The organism is Marinifilum sp., assembly GCF_965230805.1.
Taxonomy (GTDB): domain Bacteria; phylum Bacteroidota; class Bacteroidia; order Bacteroidales; family Marinifilaceae; genus Marinifilum.
In genome coordinates this window covers 838,289-858,557 of sequence record NZ_OZ246019.1, presented here as the reverse complement: position 1 = coordinate 858,557, position 20,269 = coordinate 838,289, and the positions used below count along the sequence as shown (strand labels likewise).

At 36.4% G+C, this 20,269-nt stretch carries 12 protein-coding genes; all 12 read left to right on the top strand.

Annotated features, from left to right (window positions below; all coding sequences use genetic code 11):
- Positions 1-188: 188 nt before the first annotated feature.
- The 12 genes from ACO05S_RS03260 (at position 189) to ACO05S_RS03205 (ending at position 18,812) form a co-directional block, all read left to right on the top strand.
- Entirely contained in the window at positions 189-1,205 is a 1,017-nt protein-coding gene (locus ACO05S_RS03260; RefSeq protein ID WP_421920116.1) for a LacI family DNA-binding transcriptional regulator, read from the top strand.
- A gap of 487 nt (positions 1,206-1,692) precedes the next feature.
- A complete protein-coding gene (locus tag ACO05S_RS03255; protein ID WP_421920115.1) occupies positions 1,693-3,081 on the top strand; it encodes an MFS transporter in 1,389 nt (462 codons plus the stop codon).
- Between the two features lie 23 nt (positions 3,082-3,104).
- Entirely contained in the window at positions 3,105-3,752 is a 648-nt protein-coding gene (gene pgmB / locus ACO05S_RS03250; RefSeq protein ID WP_421920114.1) for a beta-phosphoglucomutase, read from the top strand.
- A 73-nt stretch (positions 3,753-3,825) separates the two neighbouring features.
- On the top strand, positions 3,826-6,138 hold the full coding sequence (locus tag ACO05S_RS03245) for a glycoside hydrolase family 65 protein (protein ID WP_421920113.1): 2,313 nt from the start codon (positions 3,826-3,828) through the stop codon (positions 6,136-6,138).
- Positions 6,139-6,310: 172 nt separating this feature from the next.
- Positions 6,311-8,176 (top strand): glycoside hydrolase family 13 protein, encoded by a 1,866-nt coding sequence (locus tag ACO05S_RS03240; protein WP_421920112.1) that lies wholly within the window; start codon positions 6,311-6,313, stop codon positions 8,174-8,176.
- 30 nt (positions 8,177-8,206) lie between these two features.
- Positions 8,207-10,615 (top strand): TIM-barrel domain-containing protein, encoded by a 2,409-nt coding sequence (locus tag ACO05S_RS03235; RefSeq protein ID WP_421920111.1) that lies wholly within the window; start codon positions 8,207-8,209, stop codon positions 10,613-10,615.
- Positions 10,615-12,276, top strand: coding sequence for an alpha-amylase family glycosyl hydrolase (locus ACO05S_RS03230; protein WP_421920110.1), 1,662 nt, complete (start codon positions 10,615-10,617; stop codon positions 12,274-12,276). Before ACO05S_RS03235 ends, ACO05S_RS03230 begins: the two co-directional genes overlap by 1 nt.
- 162 nt (positions 12,277-12,438) lie before the next feature.
- Positions 12,439-13,815: an alpha-amylase family glycosyl hydrolase gene (locus ACO05S_RS03225; RefSeq protein WP_421920109.1), complete on the top strand. Its 1,377-nt coding sequence runs from the start codon at positions 12,439-12,441 to the stop codon at positions 13,813-13,815.
- A 296-nt stretch (positions 13,816-14,111) separates the two neighbouring features.
- Positions 14,112-14,648, top strand: coding sequence for a dihydrofolate reductase family protein (locus ACO05S_RS03220; RefSeq protein ID WP_421920108.1), 537 nt, complete (start codon positions 14,112-14,114; stop codon positions 14,646-14,648).
- Positions 14,649-14,755: 107 nt separating this feature from the next.
- The gene (locus tag ACO05S_RS03215) at positions 14,756-15,133 is read left to right on the top strand and encodes a nuclear transport factor 2 family protein (RefSeq protein ID WP_421920107.1); all 378 of its coding nucleotides are present in this window, start codon (positions 14,756-14,758) and stop codon (positions 15,131-15,133) included.
- A 133-nt stretch (positions 15,134-15,266) separates the two neighbouring features.
- Positions 15,267-15,818, top strand: a complete 552-nt coding sequence (locus ACO05S_RS03210) for a VanZ family protein (protein WP_421920106.1) — start codon at positions 15,267-15,269, stop codon at positions 15,816-15,818.
- A 369-nt stretch (positions 15,819-16,187) separates the two neighbouring features.
- The gene (locus tag ACO05S_RS03205) at positions 16,188-18,812 is read left to right on the top strand and encodes an AAA family ATPase (protein ID WP_421920105.1); all 2,625 of its coding nucleotides are present in this window, start codon (positions 16,188-16,190) and stop codon (positions 18,810-18,812) included.
- Positions 18,813-20,269 lie beyond the last annotated feature (1,457 nt).

The window sequence follows — 20,269 nt, the reverse complement described above, 5'->3', positions numbered from 1 at the left end:
ATGTAGTTATGTCGATATGTTAGTTTAATGCTTAATAAAAATAGTTTAAACTGCCATATTGTTTAATTTTTCCTATATTTACAGTCGTTGCAGCAATTCCTGATGTAGATAAATCATATATTTATTAATGCTTTGATAACATTAGACTTGCTGAAGACTCTCTGATTTAATAATTCACAAAAATATTTATGAGAAGCGGCCAAGTTACAATTAAAGACATCGCTAAAGAATTAGGCATTTCTGCCTCTACTGTGTCACGAGCATTAAAAGATCATCCTGACATTAGTGCTAAAACCAAGGAAGCTGTAAATGAACTGGCTAAAAAGTGGCACTACAAGCCCAATGCTGTAGCTCTTAGTTTAAGACATAGTAAGACCAATATTATCGGAGTTATTATTCCTGAAATTGTTCATCATTTCTTTTCATCAGTTATTAGTGGAATTGAAGAAATAGCCCATGAAGCAGGATATAATGTTATGATGTTTCAGTCTAATGAATCTTACAAGAGAGAGATGGCGAATGTTCATGCCTTATTGTCGAGTAGAGTTGATGGGGTTTTGGTTTCCATGTCAAAAGAAACAAATGATTTTAGTCATTTTAAAGAGTTGAGAGATAATGGGATACCGATTGTTTTTTTTGATAGGGTTTGTAATGAGTTGTCATCGGATAATGTAATTGTAGATGATTTTGCAGGTGCTTTTTCGGCTGTAGAATATCTAATTAATATAGGATGTAAAAGAATAGCACACTTATCAGCCCCGCAGCAGATGCTTTTGGGGCAAAACCGACAAAAAGGTTACAGACAAGCATTACTGAAACACAAGATTCCAATTGATGAAAGCTTAATCATAAAATGTGACAGTTTTGAGGAGGCTATTGAAAAGACGCCTGAGCTATTAAGACTTCCTAAACCACCAGATGCAATATTTGCTGTTAATGAACTTACTGCGGCAGGATCTTTATCAGTGATAAAAAAAATAGGACTTAAGGTACCTGATGATATTTCGATAATTGGATTTACCGATGGTGTGGTTTCTCGTACTTCAGATCCGGCATTGACAACTTTAGAGCAACATGGATACGAAGTTGGATTAAGAGCATGTGAATTGTTAGTGAAACGTATTCATGAAGCAGATATGGATTATGAGCCGGTTACCAAGGTTGTAAAAACCAATTTGATCGTAAGAGGATCCACAAAGAACTAATAAAAGATATATAATATGGTATAGGGAGTTGAAAATTATCAACTCCTTTTTTAGTGGAACTCTGGTTATTAGTATAAAAAATAATCTTTTTTTGAAATTTGTTGCAATCGTTTGAAATAGGAGTTGGAACTTGTTTTTATTGACTTTTAGCGGTGTGAATTTCTAAACTTTTTGACAGATTCAATGGTTTTCCTTACTTTTGTCCCTGAGGGAAACCTCTTTCCGACTTTAAATAATATACTTCCTTAATAAATATGATCTCGTTTCCGGATAATTGAAGGAAATGAAATGGTCAAAATCCATTTTTCGTTTTTTGAATTTTAAAACTTTGTTGGTCTTAACTGTGTTGAGCTATCAGCACTGCGGAGAATGATTCATTTCTTTTGGTTCTATTATCCTTATATTGGGATGTAAATTGTTGATTGAATTGACAGTTTAAATTGAAATCAAACTTCTAATAATAGTAAGAAGAATTAATATCGATCAGATGAAGAAACAACCTCGTTTAAGCTTTTGGCAAATCTGGAATGTAAGCTTTGGATTTTTAGGAATCCAAATGGGTTTTGCATTGCAGGGTGCAAATGTCAGTCGTGTATTGTCCAATTTAGGTGCAGATTTACATCACCTTTCTCTTTTTTGGTTAGCAGCTCCTGTTATGGGATTAATTGTTCAGCCTATTGTAGGAGGAGCAAGTGATCGCACTTGGAATAGATTTGGTCGTAGAGGACCTTACATTTTGGGTGGAGCAATTATTGCAGCACTAGCTATGTTCTTTATGCCTAATGCAGGATTAGCTGTTAAAATAATGCCTCCATTAGTTTTCGGAGCGGTGATGTTTGCTTTAATGGATGGATCGTTCAATATAACAATGCAACCATTTAGAGCTTTAGTTGCTGATATGACTCCGGAAGAACAACGAAATGCAGGGTATTCAATTCAAAGTCTTCTTATTAATACGGGAGCAGTATTAGGTTCAATATTGCCATTTGTATTAACAAATGTTTTAGGAGTAAGCAATGTAGATGCAGATGGTGGTGTTCCAGCTTCTGTAATATGGTCTTTTTATATTGGAGGAGGAATGTTACTTCTGTCTGTTGTTTGGACTGTTTTCAGAACAAAAGAATATCCACCTGAAGAATATGCTAAGTATAAAGGGTTGGAAGTTAGAACAGAGAAGAAAGAAAAAGGTACCTTGAAGGGATTCTTAAAACTTCTAAAAGAAACACCAAAAACCATGATGCAACTAGCAGTTGTTCAGTTTTTTTCGTGGTTTGCCTTATATCTGATGTGGGTTTATACAACTTATGCATTGGCTCAGCATTCATGGGGATGTTCAATAGACGATGTAGTATCAGAATCTTTTCAGGATGCAGGTGATTGGGTTGGAATTTTATTTGCTGGGTATAGTCTATTCGCAGCATTGTTCTCAATTGTTATGTCGCGGTTGGCTAATAAATTTGGTCGAAAGACAGTTTATTCAATTGCTTTATTTGTTGGAGGAATTGGATATTTATCAACATTTTTATTCTCTGGAGGGGAAATGGTTCATTTAAATCTACTAATTACTCAAGTAGATGTTCCTTCGAGTGCAGTGTTTTGGATGCTTCCAATGATTGGAATTGGAATCGCATGGGCTGCAATTCTTGCAATGCCTTATTCTATATTGTCAGACTCATTACCTGCTGATAAAATGGGTGTTTATATGGGCATTTTCAATTTTACGATCGCAGGTCCTCAGATTATTAGTGGTATTGTAGCTGGTGAAATTCTTAGGAGACTTTTTAGTGGTGAAGCAATTTATATCATGATTATTTGTGGAGTTTCAATGTTACTTGGGGCAATTGCGGTTGCCTTTGTTAAGCAAAGTAAATCTTAATAAAAAACAATTTATAAAAACTGATGGGAAAGATTAGTGCATGCATCTTCGATTTAGATGGTGTGGTTGTTGATACGGCGAAGTATCATTACATCGCATGGAAGAGTTTAGCAAATGAATTGGGATTCGATTTTACCGAAGAGGATAATGAAAGGTTAAAAGGCGTTAGCCGTATGACTTCATTGGATATCCTACTAGAAATTGGTGGAGTTGAATTGGATGAAAAAACAAAACTTGAACTGGCGGATAAGAAAAATAAAAATTATGTGGAGTTCATTCTTAAGATGACTCCTGATGAAATACTTCCAGGTGTAAAGGATTTCTTTAATGAACTTAAGGAAAAGGGGATTAAAATAGCCTTAGGTTCAGCCAGTAAAAACGCTATGACCATTTTAAATCAGTTAGAACTAACTGATTATTTCGATGCAGTTGTAGATGGAACACATGTAAGCAATGCAAAACCAGATCCTGAAGTTTTCTTGAAAGGAGCGGAATTGCTAGGTGTTTCTCCATCAGAATGTATTGTTTTTGAAGATGCAGAAGCTGGTGTTGAGGCTGCTATAAATGGTAATATGAAATGTGTTGGTATCGGATCACCTGATGTGTTAGGAAAGGCAAATATTGTTGTTTCTGGATTCGTGGGTTTTTCAATGGCTCAATTAAACTTTTAATGATAATCAATTAACATGTGGCAATAATAGTTTTGAGAGATTGCTGTTAAAGTTAATTAAAAGAAAATCAAACATGAACGAGTATTTAAAGCATGATGAGTGGTGTATCATTGAGGAAGGCTTTAATCCTGAAAACCACCGCGCATCAGAAAGTATATTCAGCTTGGGTAATGGAAACATGGGGCAGAGAGCTATGTTCGAGGAACATTACTCTGGCGAAACCTTACAAGGAACTTATGTAGCAGGTGTTTACTATCCTGATAAAACTAGAGTAGGCTGGTGGAAAAATGGATATCCTGAATATTTTGCCAAGGTATTGAATGCGCCAAACTGGATTGGTATCGATATAAATATTAATGGTGAAATGCTTGACCTTGCCAAATGTGAAGTGAGCGATTTTGTTCGCACTTTAAATATGAAGGAAGGTGTTTTGGAGCGTAGTTTTATTGCTACCTTCTCGAACGGTAACAAGATTAAGGTTGAAGCCAAAAGATTTTTAAGTATTGTTACTTCCGAAGTAGGAGCAATTCGTTACTCGGTTACACCATTGAATTTTGATGGAAAAATCGCTTTCACCCCATATGTTGATGCAGATGTTTCTAACGAAGACTCGAACTACGACGAACAGTTTTGGAATGTGCTACAGGCAAAATCGATGAAAGGTGAAGCCTACATTACTGCAGCAACTAAAAAGCTTGATTTTCATGTTTGTATGAGCATGAAATATGATGTGTTTAAGGATGGTCAGAAGCAGGAACTAAGTCCGGGAATTACCAAAGATGAAAAATATGTTGCCAACACTGTTGAGTTTGAGGCAGAGCAGGATGTAGAATACTCGATTTACAAATATGCTGCAGTTCTTAGCTCTTTGAATCACAGCAAAACAGAGATCTCTTCCGATGCTATATCTGTTGTAGAAGCTGCTCAAGCTAAAGGATATGGTGCTTTATTGGAAGAACATGTAAATGCATGGGCAAACAAGTGGGATCATAGTGATATTGTAATTGAAGGTGATGTTGCAGCGCAACAAGCTATTCGTTTCAATATTTTCCAGATGAATCAAACTTATACTGGTGAAGATGAAAGACTAAATATTGGTCCTAAAGGATTCACCGGTGAAAAATATGGAGGATCAACTTATTGGGATACTGAAGCATACTGTGTACCATTCTATTTAAGTACATCTAAGCCTGATGTAACACGCAATTTACTGATTTATAGACATAAGCAGTTGAAAAAAGCCATTGAAAATGCTGAGAAACTTGGTTTTACCAACGGTGCTGCTTTGTATCCAATGGTCACAATGAATGGTGAAGAGTGTCACAACGAATGGGAAATAACATTCGAAGAAATTCACCGAAATGGTGCAATTGCTTTCGCGATCTATAACTATATCCGTCATACCGACGATAAAAAATATTTAGAAGAGTATGGATTAGATGTGCTGATTGGAATCTCAAGATTCTGGAGTCAGCGTGTATCCTATTCTCAGGCGAAAAAGAAATACGTAATGTTAGGGGTTACAGGTCCTAACGAATACGAAAATAATATCAATAACAATTGGTACACAAATACCATTGCAACATGGTGTATGAAATATTCACAAGAGGCAATGGCACATGTGAAAGAAACCAATCCTGCACGTTTCGAAGAAATTATGAAGAACCTAAACTTCGATTTCGCTAACGAAACTGCTAAATGGAATGATATTATTGAAAATATGTATTATCCTGTTGATGAGGAAACTGGTGTTTACCTTCAGCAAGATGGATTTATGGACAAGGAGCAAATTTTGGCTGCTGATCTTGATCCTGCAATTCGTCCGATAAATCAACATTGGTCATGGGATAGAATTTTGCGTTCATGTTTCATCAAACAAGCTGATGTTTTGCAAGGTATCTATTTGTTCGAAGATCAGTACGATTTGGAAACTATTAGAAAGAACTATGATTTCTACGAACCAAGAACAGTTCATGAGTCATCATTATCACCATGTATTCACTCAATTTTGGCTGCAACAATTGGTGATGAAGAAAGAGCTTACAATTTGTACCTAAGAACTTCACGTTTGGATTTGGACGATTACAACAAGGAAGTTCACGAAGGACTTCACATTACAAGTATGGCCGGGACCTGGATGTCAATTGTTGAAGGTTTTGGTGGTATGAGAGTTGTAAATGGACAGTTGGTGTTCAAACCAATGCTTCCAAAAGAATGGAAATCATACTCATTTAAAGTTCGATTTAGAGGTAACTTGTTAAATGTGAGAGTTTCAGAAGATGGAGTAGGAGTTATCAATGAAGAAGGTGAAACCATTAACATCTTTATTCAAGATGATGAATACAAAGTTGAAAAAGAAAGTAGCTTAGTGGTAGAACACGCTTAATTAATAGTTATATCAATTCAGGATGGCAGCTTTGCCGTCCTGATTTTTATACCATTTTAATTAAATAATAAAGTTTGGCATAATACCGATCGACTTTTAACGGTACAAAACGAGGAAACGAAGTTTTGAAGCTTTTTAAAAGCAAATCGGTGTAATTTGAGAATTACTGATCATGGGCACTGTTAAAAAATCAATTATTCCGATTCTGTTCTTTTCCTTTTTTAGTCTTAGCACCATTGCAGCAAAGACCAAAATAGAGAAATTGGAACCTGGATTTTGGTGGGTTGGAATGGAAAATCCAAACCTGCAATTGTTAATTTACGGACAGGGAATAGGAGACTATCAGCCTGGGCTTAACTACCCTGGCGTGAGTGTGAAAGCAGTGCACAATGTTGAGAACAATAACTATTTGTTTGTCGATTTATTGATTGACAAATCTGCGAAAGCAGGAAAATTTGAAATTACCTTTACCAACTTTAAAGGCAAAGAAATTGTTTACCAGTATGAACTGAAGGAGAGAAGAGAGAATTCTGCAAAGCGCGAAGGCTTCAACTCCTCGGATGTTATGTACTTGCTTATGCCGGATCGATTTGCCAATGGAAATCCCGCAAACGATTCTGTTGACAGCCTGGCAGAAAAGCTGAACAGAGAACATTATGATGGACGTCATGGTGGCGACATAGAAGGGATCATCAATCAGCTTGACTATTTACAAGATTTAGGAATTACGGCATTGTGGAGCACTCCTTTATTGGAAGATAACGAAGAAAGAGGCTCATACCATACCTATGCCATTTCCGATTACTACAATATCGATGCACGATACGGTGGCAATGAAGCCTACCTTGAGTTATCGAAAGAGTGCAAAAAAAGAGGAATTAAACTCATTAAAGATATGGTCTTTAACCATTGTGCAAGCGCACATTGGTGGATGAAAGATCTTCCGCAGGATGATTGGGTGCATCAGCACGATGAATATACCAACTCCAATCACCGCAAATCTACTTTACTGGATCCACATGCTTCACAGGTGGATAAACTTAAATTTTCGGATGGATGGTTTGATATTAGCATGCCGGATCTTAACCAGCAAAATGAATTGCTGATGACCTATTTGATACAGAACAGTATTTGGTGGGTAGAGTATGCCGATTTGGATGGCATAAGAATGGACACGCATCCGTACAACGATCCGCAGGGAATGTCCAAATGGGGAAAAGCTCTGCTTAACGAGTATCCTCATTTGAATATTGTCGGTGAGACCTGGTACAAGAATGCGGCAGATATAGCCTATTGGCAAAAAGATGCTTTGAATGCTGATGGATACAATTCCAATCTGCCTTGCGTTATGGATTTTCAATTGTTCTTTGCCATGGAAAAAGCATTCCTGGAGCCTCAGGAGTGGGAAAATGGCGTAGTTCGTTTGTATAAGAGCCTTGCGGCAGATTATTTATACAAAGATTTGAACAATATCCTGATTTTTTCAGAGAATCATGATACCCAAAGAATTATGACTACACTGAAGGGTGATCTTGATAAGTTTAAACTAATGAACACTTTCCTAATGACTACCAGGGGAATACCCCAGATTTACGCAGGTATAGAAATACTAATGGAAGGGAAGAAAAGTGATGGCGATGGAAAAATGAGAATCGATTTTCCAGGTGGCTGGGATGGAGATGAAAGAAATGCTTTTACTGCCGAAGGTCGAAGCAAAAAGGAGAATGAAGCCTTCAGGTTTCTGCAAAAATTGCTACAGTGGCGAAAGATCAATCTTGTGATTCACAGCGGCAAACTTACCCATTATATCCCAGAGAATGATGTGTATGTCTATTTCAGACATAATGATGAAAAGACAGTGATGGTGGTAATAAATAATGGAGATAAAAAGCAGGAGTTAAGTTTAGATCGCTTTTCGGAAGGAATAAAAGACTTTGCAAAAGGATACGATATTTTGAGTGAACAGAGCATTCAATTTTCCGGTGGGAAATTGGAGGTGAAAGGAAACTCATCAATGATATTGGAATTAAAGAATTAAATAGAAGCCTGAGGGCATTTGAGTTAGGGTATGAAAGTATTACATGGATTAGGATTGAGATTATTCGCTTGTATTGCATTGTTTGCAATATCAACCACTGTTTTTGCTCAAAATAGTACAAGAGAATTTCGTTCATCTCAATTAAAAGGAAAGGTTTTAGAAGTTCAAACCAATGATGGTAAATATGAAATTCAGTTTTACAACGATAAGATTGTAGAGACTGCATTTATACCGAATGGAGAAGAAAAAGGGGTATCTCATTCTGTGGTGATGAATCCGGAAGTGGAAGGCCTTACTTTGGTTGAAAAAGATGGAACTTTGGCTTATATGTCGAAAGGACTTGTGGTGGAAATATCAAAGTCGCCATTTTCGATTCAATACCTTTATAAAGGAAAAAAACTGATATCCGAAAAGGATGGTTATACCAAAACAGATAGTACTGAAAATATCGATTTTACGATAGATAAAGATGAGGTATTATTTGGCGGTGGAGCTCGTGTATTGGGCATGAACCGCAGGGGAAATCGTCTTCAGTTGTACAATCGTGCACACTATGGATATGGAACGCATTCAGAACTGATGAATTATACCATGCCTGTTGCCGTTTCATCTAAGAAATATGCTCTTCATTTCGACAATGCACCAATCGGGTTTCTAGATTTGGACAGTCAAAAGAACAATACCCTTCGCTACGAAAGCATTAGTGGCAGAAAAGTATACCAGGTGATTGCTGCCGATACATGGGAAGATTTCACCTTTCAGTTTACGGAACTTACAGGTCGTCAGCCGATGTTGCCACGTTGGGCATTGGGAAACTTCTCGAGTCGATTTGGATATCATTCGCAAAGAGAAACTGTAGAAACCATCGATCACTTCCTGAAAGATTCTATTCCGGTTGATGCCATTATTTTGGATTTGTACTGGTTTGGAAAAACGGTTACTGATGAAATGGGAAATCTGGCCTTTGACAGGGATTCATTCCCAAATCCGGAGAAAATGATCGCTGATTTAAACGATCGTGGTGTGAAAACAATTCTGATTACAGAACCATTTATCTTAACAACTTCGGATCGTTGGGACGAAGCAGTTCGCGAAGAAGTTCTGGGAACTGATTCATTGGGAAATCCATATAAATATGATTTTTTCTTTGGAAATACAGGTTTGGTTGATGTATTTAAGCCAAAGGCAATCGACTGGTTTTGGAATATCTACAAAGGATTGGCCGATAAAGGTGTTGCCGGTTGGTGGGGAGATCTGGGTGAACCGGAAGTACATCCAGCCGAATTACTACATGTAAATGGTCCAGCCGACGAGGTTCACAATATCTATGGTCATTACTGGGCCAAATTGGTTTACGATGGATATCAGAAAGATTTCCCTAAGCAACGACCATTTATTCTGATGCGTGCCGGAGCTGTAGGTTCTCAGCGTTATGGTATGGTACCATGGACTGGTGATGTTAGCAGAAGTTGGGATGGTCTTAAGCCACAAACTGAAATCTCATTACAAATGGGATTACAGGGAATTTCCTATATGCATTCCGATTTAGGTGGTTTTGCCGGTGCAAATCTTGATGATGAATTGTATACTCGTTGGTTACAATATGGAGTTTTTCAACCAATATTTCGTCCGCATGCACAAGAGGAAGTTGCTTCCGAACCTGTATTTAGAGAACATAAAACTAAAGCATTGGCAAAAAAATCGATTGAGCTGCGTTATCGTCTGATGCCGTATATCTATACCATGGCATTCGAAAACAATCAAACAGGCTTGCCTTTAATGCGACCATTATTTTTCGAGGAAGAAGACAACCAAGATTTGTTACACATTTCAGATACCTATTTGTGGGGCGATGCATTTTTGGTGTCTACAATTACAGATGCTGGTTTAAAAAGCAAAGAGGTTTACATGCCTAAAAATTCTGTTTGGTTCGATTTTGTTAGCGGTAAAAAATACCAGGGAGGTAAATCTTATACCATCAAAACAAGAGAAGAAAATATACCTGTTTTTGTGCGTGGAGGATCGTTTATACCCATGGTTCAGGGAATGAAGAACAGCAATGGTTACTCTCTTAAAAATATGGATTTGCATTACTATCACGATGCATCGGTAAAGAAAAGCAAAGGCAAATTGTACAACGATAATGGAGAAACTCCAGGAGCTTACGAGAAAGGTGAATATGAAATGTTAAGATTCAATTCAACTTATGAATCGAGTAGACTTACAATTGAAATTGCTACCGAATTAGGAAGAAATTATCAAACCATAGATAAAAAAATTACTCACACAATTCACAACATAGAAAGACAACCAAAGAAAGTGAGTGTTGATGGTAAAAAAGTCGATTTTACCTGGGATAAGCAAACAAAAACTCTTCGATTTACGGGAGAGCTTATAGCGGGAAAAAATCAGTCAATTACTATAAAACTAGAGAGATAATGAAAGGGAAAGTATTCAGCGTTTTTGCATTGGTGGTAATTTTATTATCCGCTTGTGCAAAAGTTGATAAGAAGGTAGAGCAGCAAAAGATTCCTTTTGTTTGGGGTGGAGCCAATTTATATTTCATGTTAACCGACCGTTTTAATAATGGAACAACGGATAACGATGTGAATTTTGAAAGAAATTTGCCAACAGGAAAACTACGTGGTTTCGAAGGTGGCGATATCAGGGGAATTATTCAGAAAATTAAAGATGGATATTTTACCGATTTGGGAATTAATGCCATTTGGTTTACCCCGGTTACCGAGCAAATTCATGGCGCGGTTGACGAAGGAACAGGAAATACCTATGGTTTCCACGGATATTGGGCAAAAGACTGGACAGCTTTGGATCCAAACTTTGGAAGCATGGAAGATCTGAAAGAATTGGTTGAAACAGCTCATGCCAATGGAATTCGTGTGGTAATGGATGCTGTGATCAATCATACTGGTCCGGTTACTGGGAAAGATCCGGTTTGGGAAAACGATTGGGTAAGAACCGAGCCACAATGTACCTACGATAGCTACAAAAACACCATTGAGTGTACTTTGGTTAAGAACCTTCCGGATATTAAAACCGAAAGCAATAAGGAAGTTGGTATTCCGGCAACATTGGCCCAGAAATGGAAGAATGAAGGAAGATATGAGCAGGAGATGAAAGAGCTTGATGAGTTTTTTGCACGTACAGGATATCCTCGCACTCCTAAAAATTATATCATCAAATGGTTGTGCGATTACATCATCGATTTTGGGATTGATGGTTACCGTGTTGATACGGTAAAACATACCGAAGAATCGGTTTGGAAAGAATTCCGTAAAGAGTGTGAATATGCATTTGCTCTTTGGAAGAAAAACAATCCCGACAAGGTGTTGGATGATAATAAATTCTATACAGTAGGTGAGGTATACAATTACAATATCAGCCATAAGTTTGCTTTCGATTTTGGAGACAAAAAAGTAAACTACTACGCCAATGGTTTTACCGACCTGATCAACTTTGAGTTTAAGTACAATGCTCAATCATCATACGAAGAACTTTTCGCTATGTATTCCGATATCCTGAATGGTGACTTAAAAGGATATGGTGTGTTAAACTACCTGACATCACATGATGATGGCAGTCCATTTGATCAGAAAAGAGAAAGAACATTCGAATCTGCCACCAAACTACTATTGTCACCTGGAACTTCGCAAGTGTACTATGGCGATGAATCGGCAAGACCATTGTTGGTAGAAGAAGCAGTAGGTGATGCAAACCTTCGTTCATTCATGAATTGGGAGGATATTGAGAACAATGCTGAAACACAAGCCATTTTAAGTCACTGGCAAAAATTAGGTCAGTTCCGCGTGAATCACCCTTCAGTTGGTGCTGGTGTGCACAAAATGATTTCAGAGAGCCCTTATGTTTTCCGCAGATCATATAGTAAAGGAGAATATCAGGATCAAATTTTTGTTGCTTTGGATTTGGACAAAGGCGTAAAAGAAGTTCACCTTACAGAATTGGAAAATGGAACAAAGCTTAGAGATGCATATTCTGGAAAAGAAACAAAGGTTAAGAATGGAAAAATAAGCATTGATACTGAATTCGATATTTTATTATTGGAATTAATGCCAAGTAGATAAAATAAACGCAAAGGCATCAAGACACAAAGGATAAAATAATAATTAAGAAAGGTTACTGGTTATAAACTCTAAGAGAGGATATCAAAGAAGAATATTTTAGCGTCTTGGCGTCTTAGCGTTTAATAAGTGAACTTTATCAAACTAACTAATCAAATTATTGAAATGAAAAGAGTATTTCAAACTGTTTTAGGTCTATTGTTAGTTGTTGGAATTTTGGCGTCTTGTCAGAATAAACCAGCAAAAAAAACTGTAGTTGAGGACAAGAAGGTTGAAAAGCCTGTAGAGTGGAGCAGAAATGCGAATATTTATGAGGTAAACATTCGCCAGTATACTCCTGAAGGAACCATTAATGCTTTTGTTGAGCACATGCCACGTTTAAAGGAAATGGGTGTTGATATTCTATGGTTGATGCCAATTTACCCAATTTCGGAAAAGAACAGAAAAGGGAGCATGGGTAGCTACTATGCCGTTAAGGATTACCAGGCTGTAAATCCTGAATTCGGTAGCATGGAAGACCTTAAAAATCTTGTAAACAAGGCACACGAAATGGGAATGTATGTTATTCTTGACTGGGTGGCAAATCACACAGGTTGGGATAATGTAATTATGGAAGAGCACAAAGATTGGTATACTCAGAATGAAGAAGGTGAAATTGTAATTCCGGAAGGAACCGATTGGACCGATACAGCTGATTTGAATTACGAAAACGAAGACATGCGTAAGTACATGACCGAGTCGTTGAAATTCTGGATTACAGAAGCAGATATTGATGGCTACCGATGTGATGTTGCAGGAATGGTTCCAACTGAATTCTGGGAAAAAGCAAGACTAGAATTGGATGCCATTAAGCCTGTTTTCATGTTGGCCGAAGATGGTGGTCATGAACTATTGGTAAATGCCTTTGATATGGGTTATGGTTGGGATTTCCACCATATTATGAACCAGGTTGCCAAAGGTGAGAAAACGGCCAATGATATGGAAGCTTTCTTTGCGAAAGTAGATACCATTTTCCCTGCTGATTCTTATACCATGAACTTTACTGCCAATCACGATGAAAACTCATGGAATGGCACTACCGAAGAAAGAATGGGTGAAGGTGCAAAAACTTTTGCCGTGCTAACTTTCACAATGCCGGGTATGCCATTAATTTATAGTGGTCAGGAAGCTGGTTTGAACAAGCGTTTGAAATTCTTCGAGAAAGATGAGATCGATTGGTCGAATCTAGAAATGGCTGAATTCTATAAGAAATTAATTGCCTTAAAAAAGAACAATAAAGCGCTTTGGAATGGTGTAAAAGGAGGAAAACTGGTTCGTATTCCATCAGATCAGAATGAGAAGATTTTAGCATTCTCTCGTGAGGTTGAAGGAAACAAAGTTGTTGTAATTTTGAACCTTAGCAAAGAAGCTAGTAAAGCTACTCTTGAAATGGGTGCAAATGCAGGAAACTATGCTTGTTATAAAGATGCTAACAAACATGATTTGGCTGCAAATCTTGAGTTGGACTTAAAGCCATGGGAATACAGAGTATATTTGAAGTAATCAGCCTGAATTCGAGCTCCACGATCCAGCCGAAGAAGACTTGAAAAGGGGGCTCAAATTTCAGACGGAAGAGGTTTTCGAATCAGACCTGTGATCTTTTCTAAAATGGTGTATGTAAATTATAATACCAGTGATAGAACTAGTAATTGCTTAGATGTTGCGAAGAATTAAGAAGTTGAAGTGCTCTAAAGAATAAAAAAACTCGATGATTGTTAGTCTTCCCATCAATTTAGGAAAATCAGTAAATTAACCCAATTCGAATTTATATTTTTAAGTTTTCCGGAATTCCGATACAAATGAAACAGAATCTGGTTTTTATCGCACAAAGTATAGATGGTTATATTGCCAATCGTAAGAATGAGTTGGACTGGTTGGATATGATTCCAAATCCCAATCAATTGGATTTGGGATATCGCTCTTTTATAGAAAAGGTAGATGCCATTGTTATGGGACACAACACTTTTAATACGGTTTGCAGTTTCGATATTGATTGGCCTTATATCCAGCCAGTATTTGTGATTAGCAACTCAATGAGGGAATTGCCTGAAAAATATCAGGGCAAGGTAGAACTGGTGAATGGCAAGCTAAGTGATATTTTAGAAATGATTCATAGTAAAGGTTTCGAAAGTTTGTACATCGATGGAGGAAAAACCATTCAGTCCTTTTTAAATGAAGATCGAATTGATGAGCTAATTGTTTCAACTTTACCAATATTGCTTGGTGGCGGAGTTCCTTTGTTTCGGGATTTAATTAAAGAACAAGAATTTGAATTATTGGAATCGAAAGTATATCTGAATAACATTGTGCAAAACAGATACAAACGCAGACGATAAAAGAGATTTCATCAGCACTTATTGGCTTATGAACTACATCTTATTAAAATTTTGCAGTCTCCCTTATTGTTTTGTAGATTCATACTTCACATCTTAACTCAAATATTATGGATCAGCAAAAGAAAATGATAGAGGAATACATTCATGCTTATAATCAATTCGAGATTGAATCAATGCTTATTCTTCTTCACGAGGATGTTGTTTTTGAGAATTTTTCGGAAGGTATCTGCAATGTAAAAACCGAAGGAATTGATGAATTTAGATTGCAAGCCCAAGATGCAAGAAAGTATTTCAGTAAGCGAACACAAACAATTAAAGAATGGGATATCCAGATTGATAAAATTATTGTGAAGATTGCCTATGAAGGCATATTGGCAATTGATTTACCAAATGGGATGAAAGCCGGTGATTGTATACTTATCGAAGGGCAATCGGAGTTCATGTTTACAGATACCAAGATTAGTAAAATTGTGGATCGCAGTTAAAAATCTGCAAATCGAAAGCCAGGCTAATGGCTAAAACATTGCAGGGTTTAATTCTTTTGCTGCAAAGTTTGCCCCAACTCTTGACTTGAAAACTTTAGGGTACTATCTTACGATAAATTTACACTACTTAAGTATGTCAATATTTAAATCATCACAAGAAAAAAAACAATGGTTGTATGTATTGCTGGTTTGGATAGCCATTTTAACCAGTTTGGTATTTGGATACCCATTGTTACAAGAATTGGGAGCCGAAAATATGGAAGCTCTCATATTTATATTATGCTTGATTATTGTTGGCACCACTGTAATTTTGCATACCTTCCGCCGTACCAACGAAAAAAACGATACCGTTACCATTTTAGGAATTATTGCTGTTTTAATGATGTTGTTTCTGCGCCTCGGACTGGCGGAACGTTCTCATTTAATTGAATATTCGGTATTAACCGTATTTATACACCGTGCTTTAACAGAGCGCTATCGCAATCAATATAAAAAATTTCATATCGCCATTCTCACTTTGGTGATTTCTTTCCTTATTGGAGTGTTCGACGAATGTGTTCAGGTAATTATTCCAAATAGAGTTTTCGACATGGCCGATTTTCTGTTTAATGGATTAGCGGCCGGAATAGCAGTGGGAGCGATTCTGCTCTGGGAATGGATCCGTAAGAAAACGGCATTGCGCTAATCCAGAGGTAAAAGCTAAATTCAAATGCTAACAGATCTGTAAGCAGTCAGATATTTTCCGACCTGTCTGCATTCTTTTGATCAAAAAAGGTCGTATTTCATTTGCCGGATGGAAGCCACAAGATCAAAATCATTACCGTGAATGCCTAATATTTATTTTAATGATGCTCGTTTCATATCGACATTCTAATTATGGGTATATTGATTATAATTCTTAGATTTACAATCGTGATTCATAATAAGAGTACAATACAAGCCATATTGGGATGTATTGTGCACCTTTTTACTCTGAGATAAGAAAAATAAGTGCACCAGTGCACAAATTAATAGTTATGGGCAAGGCAAAAAGAAACCTACGACACAATAGAGAATGAAAAATATAAATGAAATATCAGAAGTAGAGCAACAAGTAAAAACTCTTGAAACTGAGGTAAAAAATTTTGCTAATGAATTACCTTATTGGTCAAAATATCTTGCCGTAAAGATTTTGTCGGGTAATGATATCTCCGATGACGACATTGATACTTCATATTCATTTCTTCTTGAACAACTTAAACTAAAAGAAGAAACCGAAAAACCTGAAATTGTAATTAGCTACAGTACTGCAAACACAGGAGATTATAAAACAGATTTACTTCTATCAAAACTTGAAAATGTTCAAGGTGTTAATGCCTTAACTGAAGGTCAGACTATTGATTTTAACCCAAAACTTACAATCATATACGGAGCAAATGGTTCTGGAAAATCTGGCTATATCAGATTATTTAAAAAGACTTTTTACTCAAAAGCACCAGAAGAAATCTTACAGAATGTTCATATTGAAAATGGCCACAAACCTGTAAACGCAGAATTCACATTTACAACTAATAATACTATTATTCCGTTATCATATGCGCAAAAGGATAATGCGGAGTTTGGACAGTTTGCGGTTTTTGACGGCAAAGGATTATTTAAACAACTTGCTGAAAAAAATGAATTTGAGTTTCGTCCAGCAGGATTAAGTTTCTTTGCTGAATATACAAATGCGATTAATCGTGTTGAACAAAAGCTAAATACTGACATTGCTGCCAAAAATTCAGGAAACACAGTAGATGACCTTTCTGCTTTATTTGATGGGGAATCAGAAATTAAAGCCATTGTTCAGAATCTAAATGCTCTAACAAACATTGACGACCTGAAAAGACACACTCCTTTTTCGGATGAGGATAAAGCAGAAAAAGAAAGAATCCAGAAACAATATGATGAGCTTCTTTTAGCTTCAAAAGGGAAAGAAAAAGAATTAAAGAATCTTGAAGCAATCAAAAAGCAATTAGGTGATAACAAAACTACAATAGAAACCCTAAATAAATATTTTGAAGAAAACTATCTAACAAATATTCATGATGCAATTAAAGGCTGTGTCACAAAAAAAGCAGCAGCCAAAGCCGAAGGAATTGAAAACTTTAAAACCGATAAAATTGAAGGAATTGGGACAGAGGAATGGAAAAATTTTATCGTAGCAGCCGAAGCGTTTGCTCAAAAACAGAATCCTGAAAATGCAGTTTATCCCGAGAATGGAGACAACTGCATACTTTGTCAACAACCACTTTCAAAGGATGCAGAAAAACTAATTTCCAATTACTGGCAATTCATTAAAAGTGTAGCCGAAGAAAACGCAAAGAAGGCAAAAGAATCACTCGAAAAAGTAAAGCAAGCGTTTGAGAAACTAAACTTTGACTTATTTCCGCAAGACAATACTCTTACTGTTTGGCTGTCTGAAAAATACCCTAATGAGTTAGACGAATTAAAGAGAAAACTTTCGGAACAGAAAATACTCGCTCAAAACATTGTTTCCGATATTCAAAACAAAACAGCAAATGTTAGAACGGAAATAAAAATCAGCACAGCACAACACAGTACTATTGAAGCAGCTATTGACGAATCTATTAAAGTTATTACGGAAGGTGAACAGGCAAAGCAGTTAGCTGATTTACTTAAAGCTAAAACACTTTTAGAACACAAAGAAAAATTCAATACTCACTTAGCTAAATTTGAAACCTATGTCAAAAAGCAAGTTTGGCTTAAAAAGGCAGCGAAAGCAAATTTTGCTAAGCGTAAAATAACAAGTTCAGAAAAAATGTTATCTGAAAGATATTTCAATCAAAAGTACATTGATGTTTTCAATGAAGAATGTAATAAACTTAATGGAAATTTTGGAATTGACATTAACCATACAGGCTCTGCAGGTAAATCATTTAGACAACTAAAATTAAAAGGGAAAAACCCAAACACCGTTCTAAGCGAAGGAGAACAAAAAGTTATAGCTATTGCCGATTTTCTTGCTGAAATGCAATTGTCTGAAGTAAATAGAGGGATTGTTTTTGACGACCCTGTTACTTCTTTAGATGAGAATCGAAAAAGCGAAATAGCCGAACGTCTTGCAAAAGAATCATCTAAAAAGCAAGTCATCATCTTTACTCACGATTTGGTATTCGTTTCTTCTTTGATTGGTCATTGTAAGGAACTTAATATTTCTAATGACTGCCATTGGATTGAAAATGTTGGTGGTAATCAGCCTGGAACAATTTGGTTAAGGAATACACCTTCGTTTGAGAAGGGATATAAAACATCAGGAAAAGCACAGAGTTATTATGATGAAGCAAAAAAAACTCCTCCTGAACAAAGAGAGGATAAAATCAAAAATGGTTTTGCTGCTTTAAGAACAAGTTATGAGACATTAGTAGTATTTGGTTTGTTCAGCGGAGTTGTACAAAGATTTGAAGAAAGAGTAAGTGTAGACAGCTTAGGTGATGTCGTTTTTGATGCAGAAATAAAAGATAAAGTACTTGATAGTTTTTATCAGTGTTGTAGGTATATGGAGGGGCATTCACATAGTGACAAATATGCATTCAAAAAACCAACTGTAGAAAATCTTAACAAAGAGATACAAAGATTTAATACAATTAACAAAGAAATAAAGGACAAGAGAAAAGAACCAAAAAAGCCCAGCCCATAACACTCTGTATAGTGCATAGGGCGGAAAGCGAGTATTTGAGGCTTGGGTGCTTTCTACAGCACCGCCGAAGCGCAGCTTCGACGGCGAGTCCAAACAGCAGGTGTCAAACCTGCGCTTCGGCTACTTAGCGGCTTGAAAAGTCAGTGATTTCTAATGCCCTACTCACCATACAGTTCACCGTTGGGCTCAATACGGTACGTTATACAACAGACACTACAATACTGAATAAATAATAATCTTTAATAAAGTACGTAAAGACGCTCTGCCCTGCTTCTCCACAGGATAAAAAAAATACCCAATCTACCTTATGAGGTTATAGAGACGCCCAATTTGGCGTCTCTATGAACAAAACCGATTTTACCAATTATTTTTTAAAGGATTTACCAGTAAATGTGCTCGCCAAACTTTTTTTTAATTGCATTTACAGATAGACAGGCTTGTCAGAAAGTGTTTTGAAAGGATTTACCAGTAAATGTGCTTGCCAAATTATTTTTTGATATGATTTACCGGTAAATGTGCTCGCCAAACTTTTTTTTAAATGGATTTACCGATAGACAGGCTTGTCAGAAAGTGTTTTGAAAGGATTTACCAGTAAATGTGCTTGCCAAATTATTTTTTGATATGATTTACCGGTAAATGTGCTCGCCAAACTTTTTTTTAAATGGATTTACCGATAGACAGGCTTGTCAGAAAGTGTTTTGAAAGGATTTACCAGTAAATGTGCTTGCCAAATTATTTTTTGATATGATTTACCGGTAAATGTGCTCGCCAAACTTTTTTTTAAATGGATTTACCGATAGACAGGCTTGTCAGAAAGTGTTTTGAAAGGATTTACCAGTAAATGTGCTTGCCAAATTATTTTTTGATATGATTTACCGGTAAATGTGCTCGCCAAACTTTTTTTTAATTGCATTTACAGATAGACAGGCTTGTCAGAAAGTGTTTTGAAAGGATTTACCAGTAAATGTGCTTGCCAAATTATTTTTTGATATGATTTACCGGTAAATGTGCTCGCCAAACTTTTTTTTAATTGCATTTACCGATAGACAGGCTTGTCAGAAAGTGTTTTTAAAGGATTTACCAGTAAATGTGCTTGCCAAATTATTTTTTGATATGATTTACCGGTAAATGTGCTCGCCAAACTTTTTTTTAATTGCATTTACAGATAGACAGGCTTGTCAGAAAGTGTTTTGAAAGGATTTACCAGTAAATGTGCTTGCCAAATTATTTTTTGATATGATTTACCGGTAAATGTGCTCGCCAAACTTTTTTTTAATTGCATTTACAGATAGACAGGCTTGTCAGAAAGTGTTTTGAAAGGATTTACCGATAAATGGGCTCGCCAAACTTTTTTTTGAATGGATTTACCGATTAATGTAGTCGCCAAATTATTTTTTGAATGTAATTACTGGTAGATCCGCATATTAAATTATTTAACGTGAGTTCGACGTAAAATT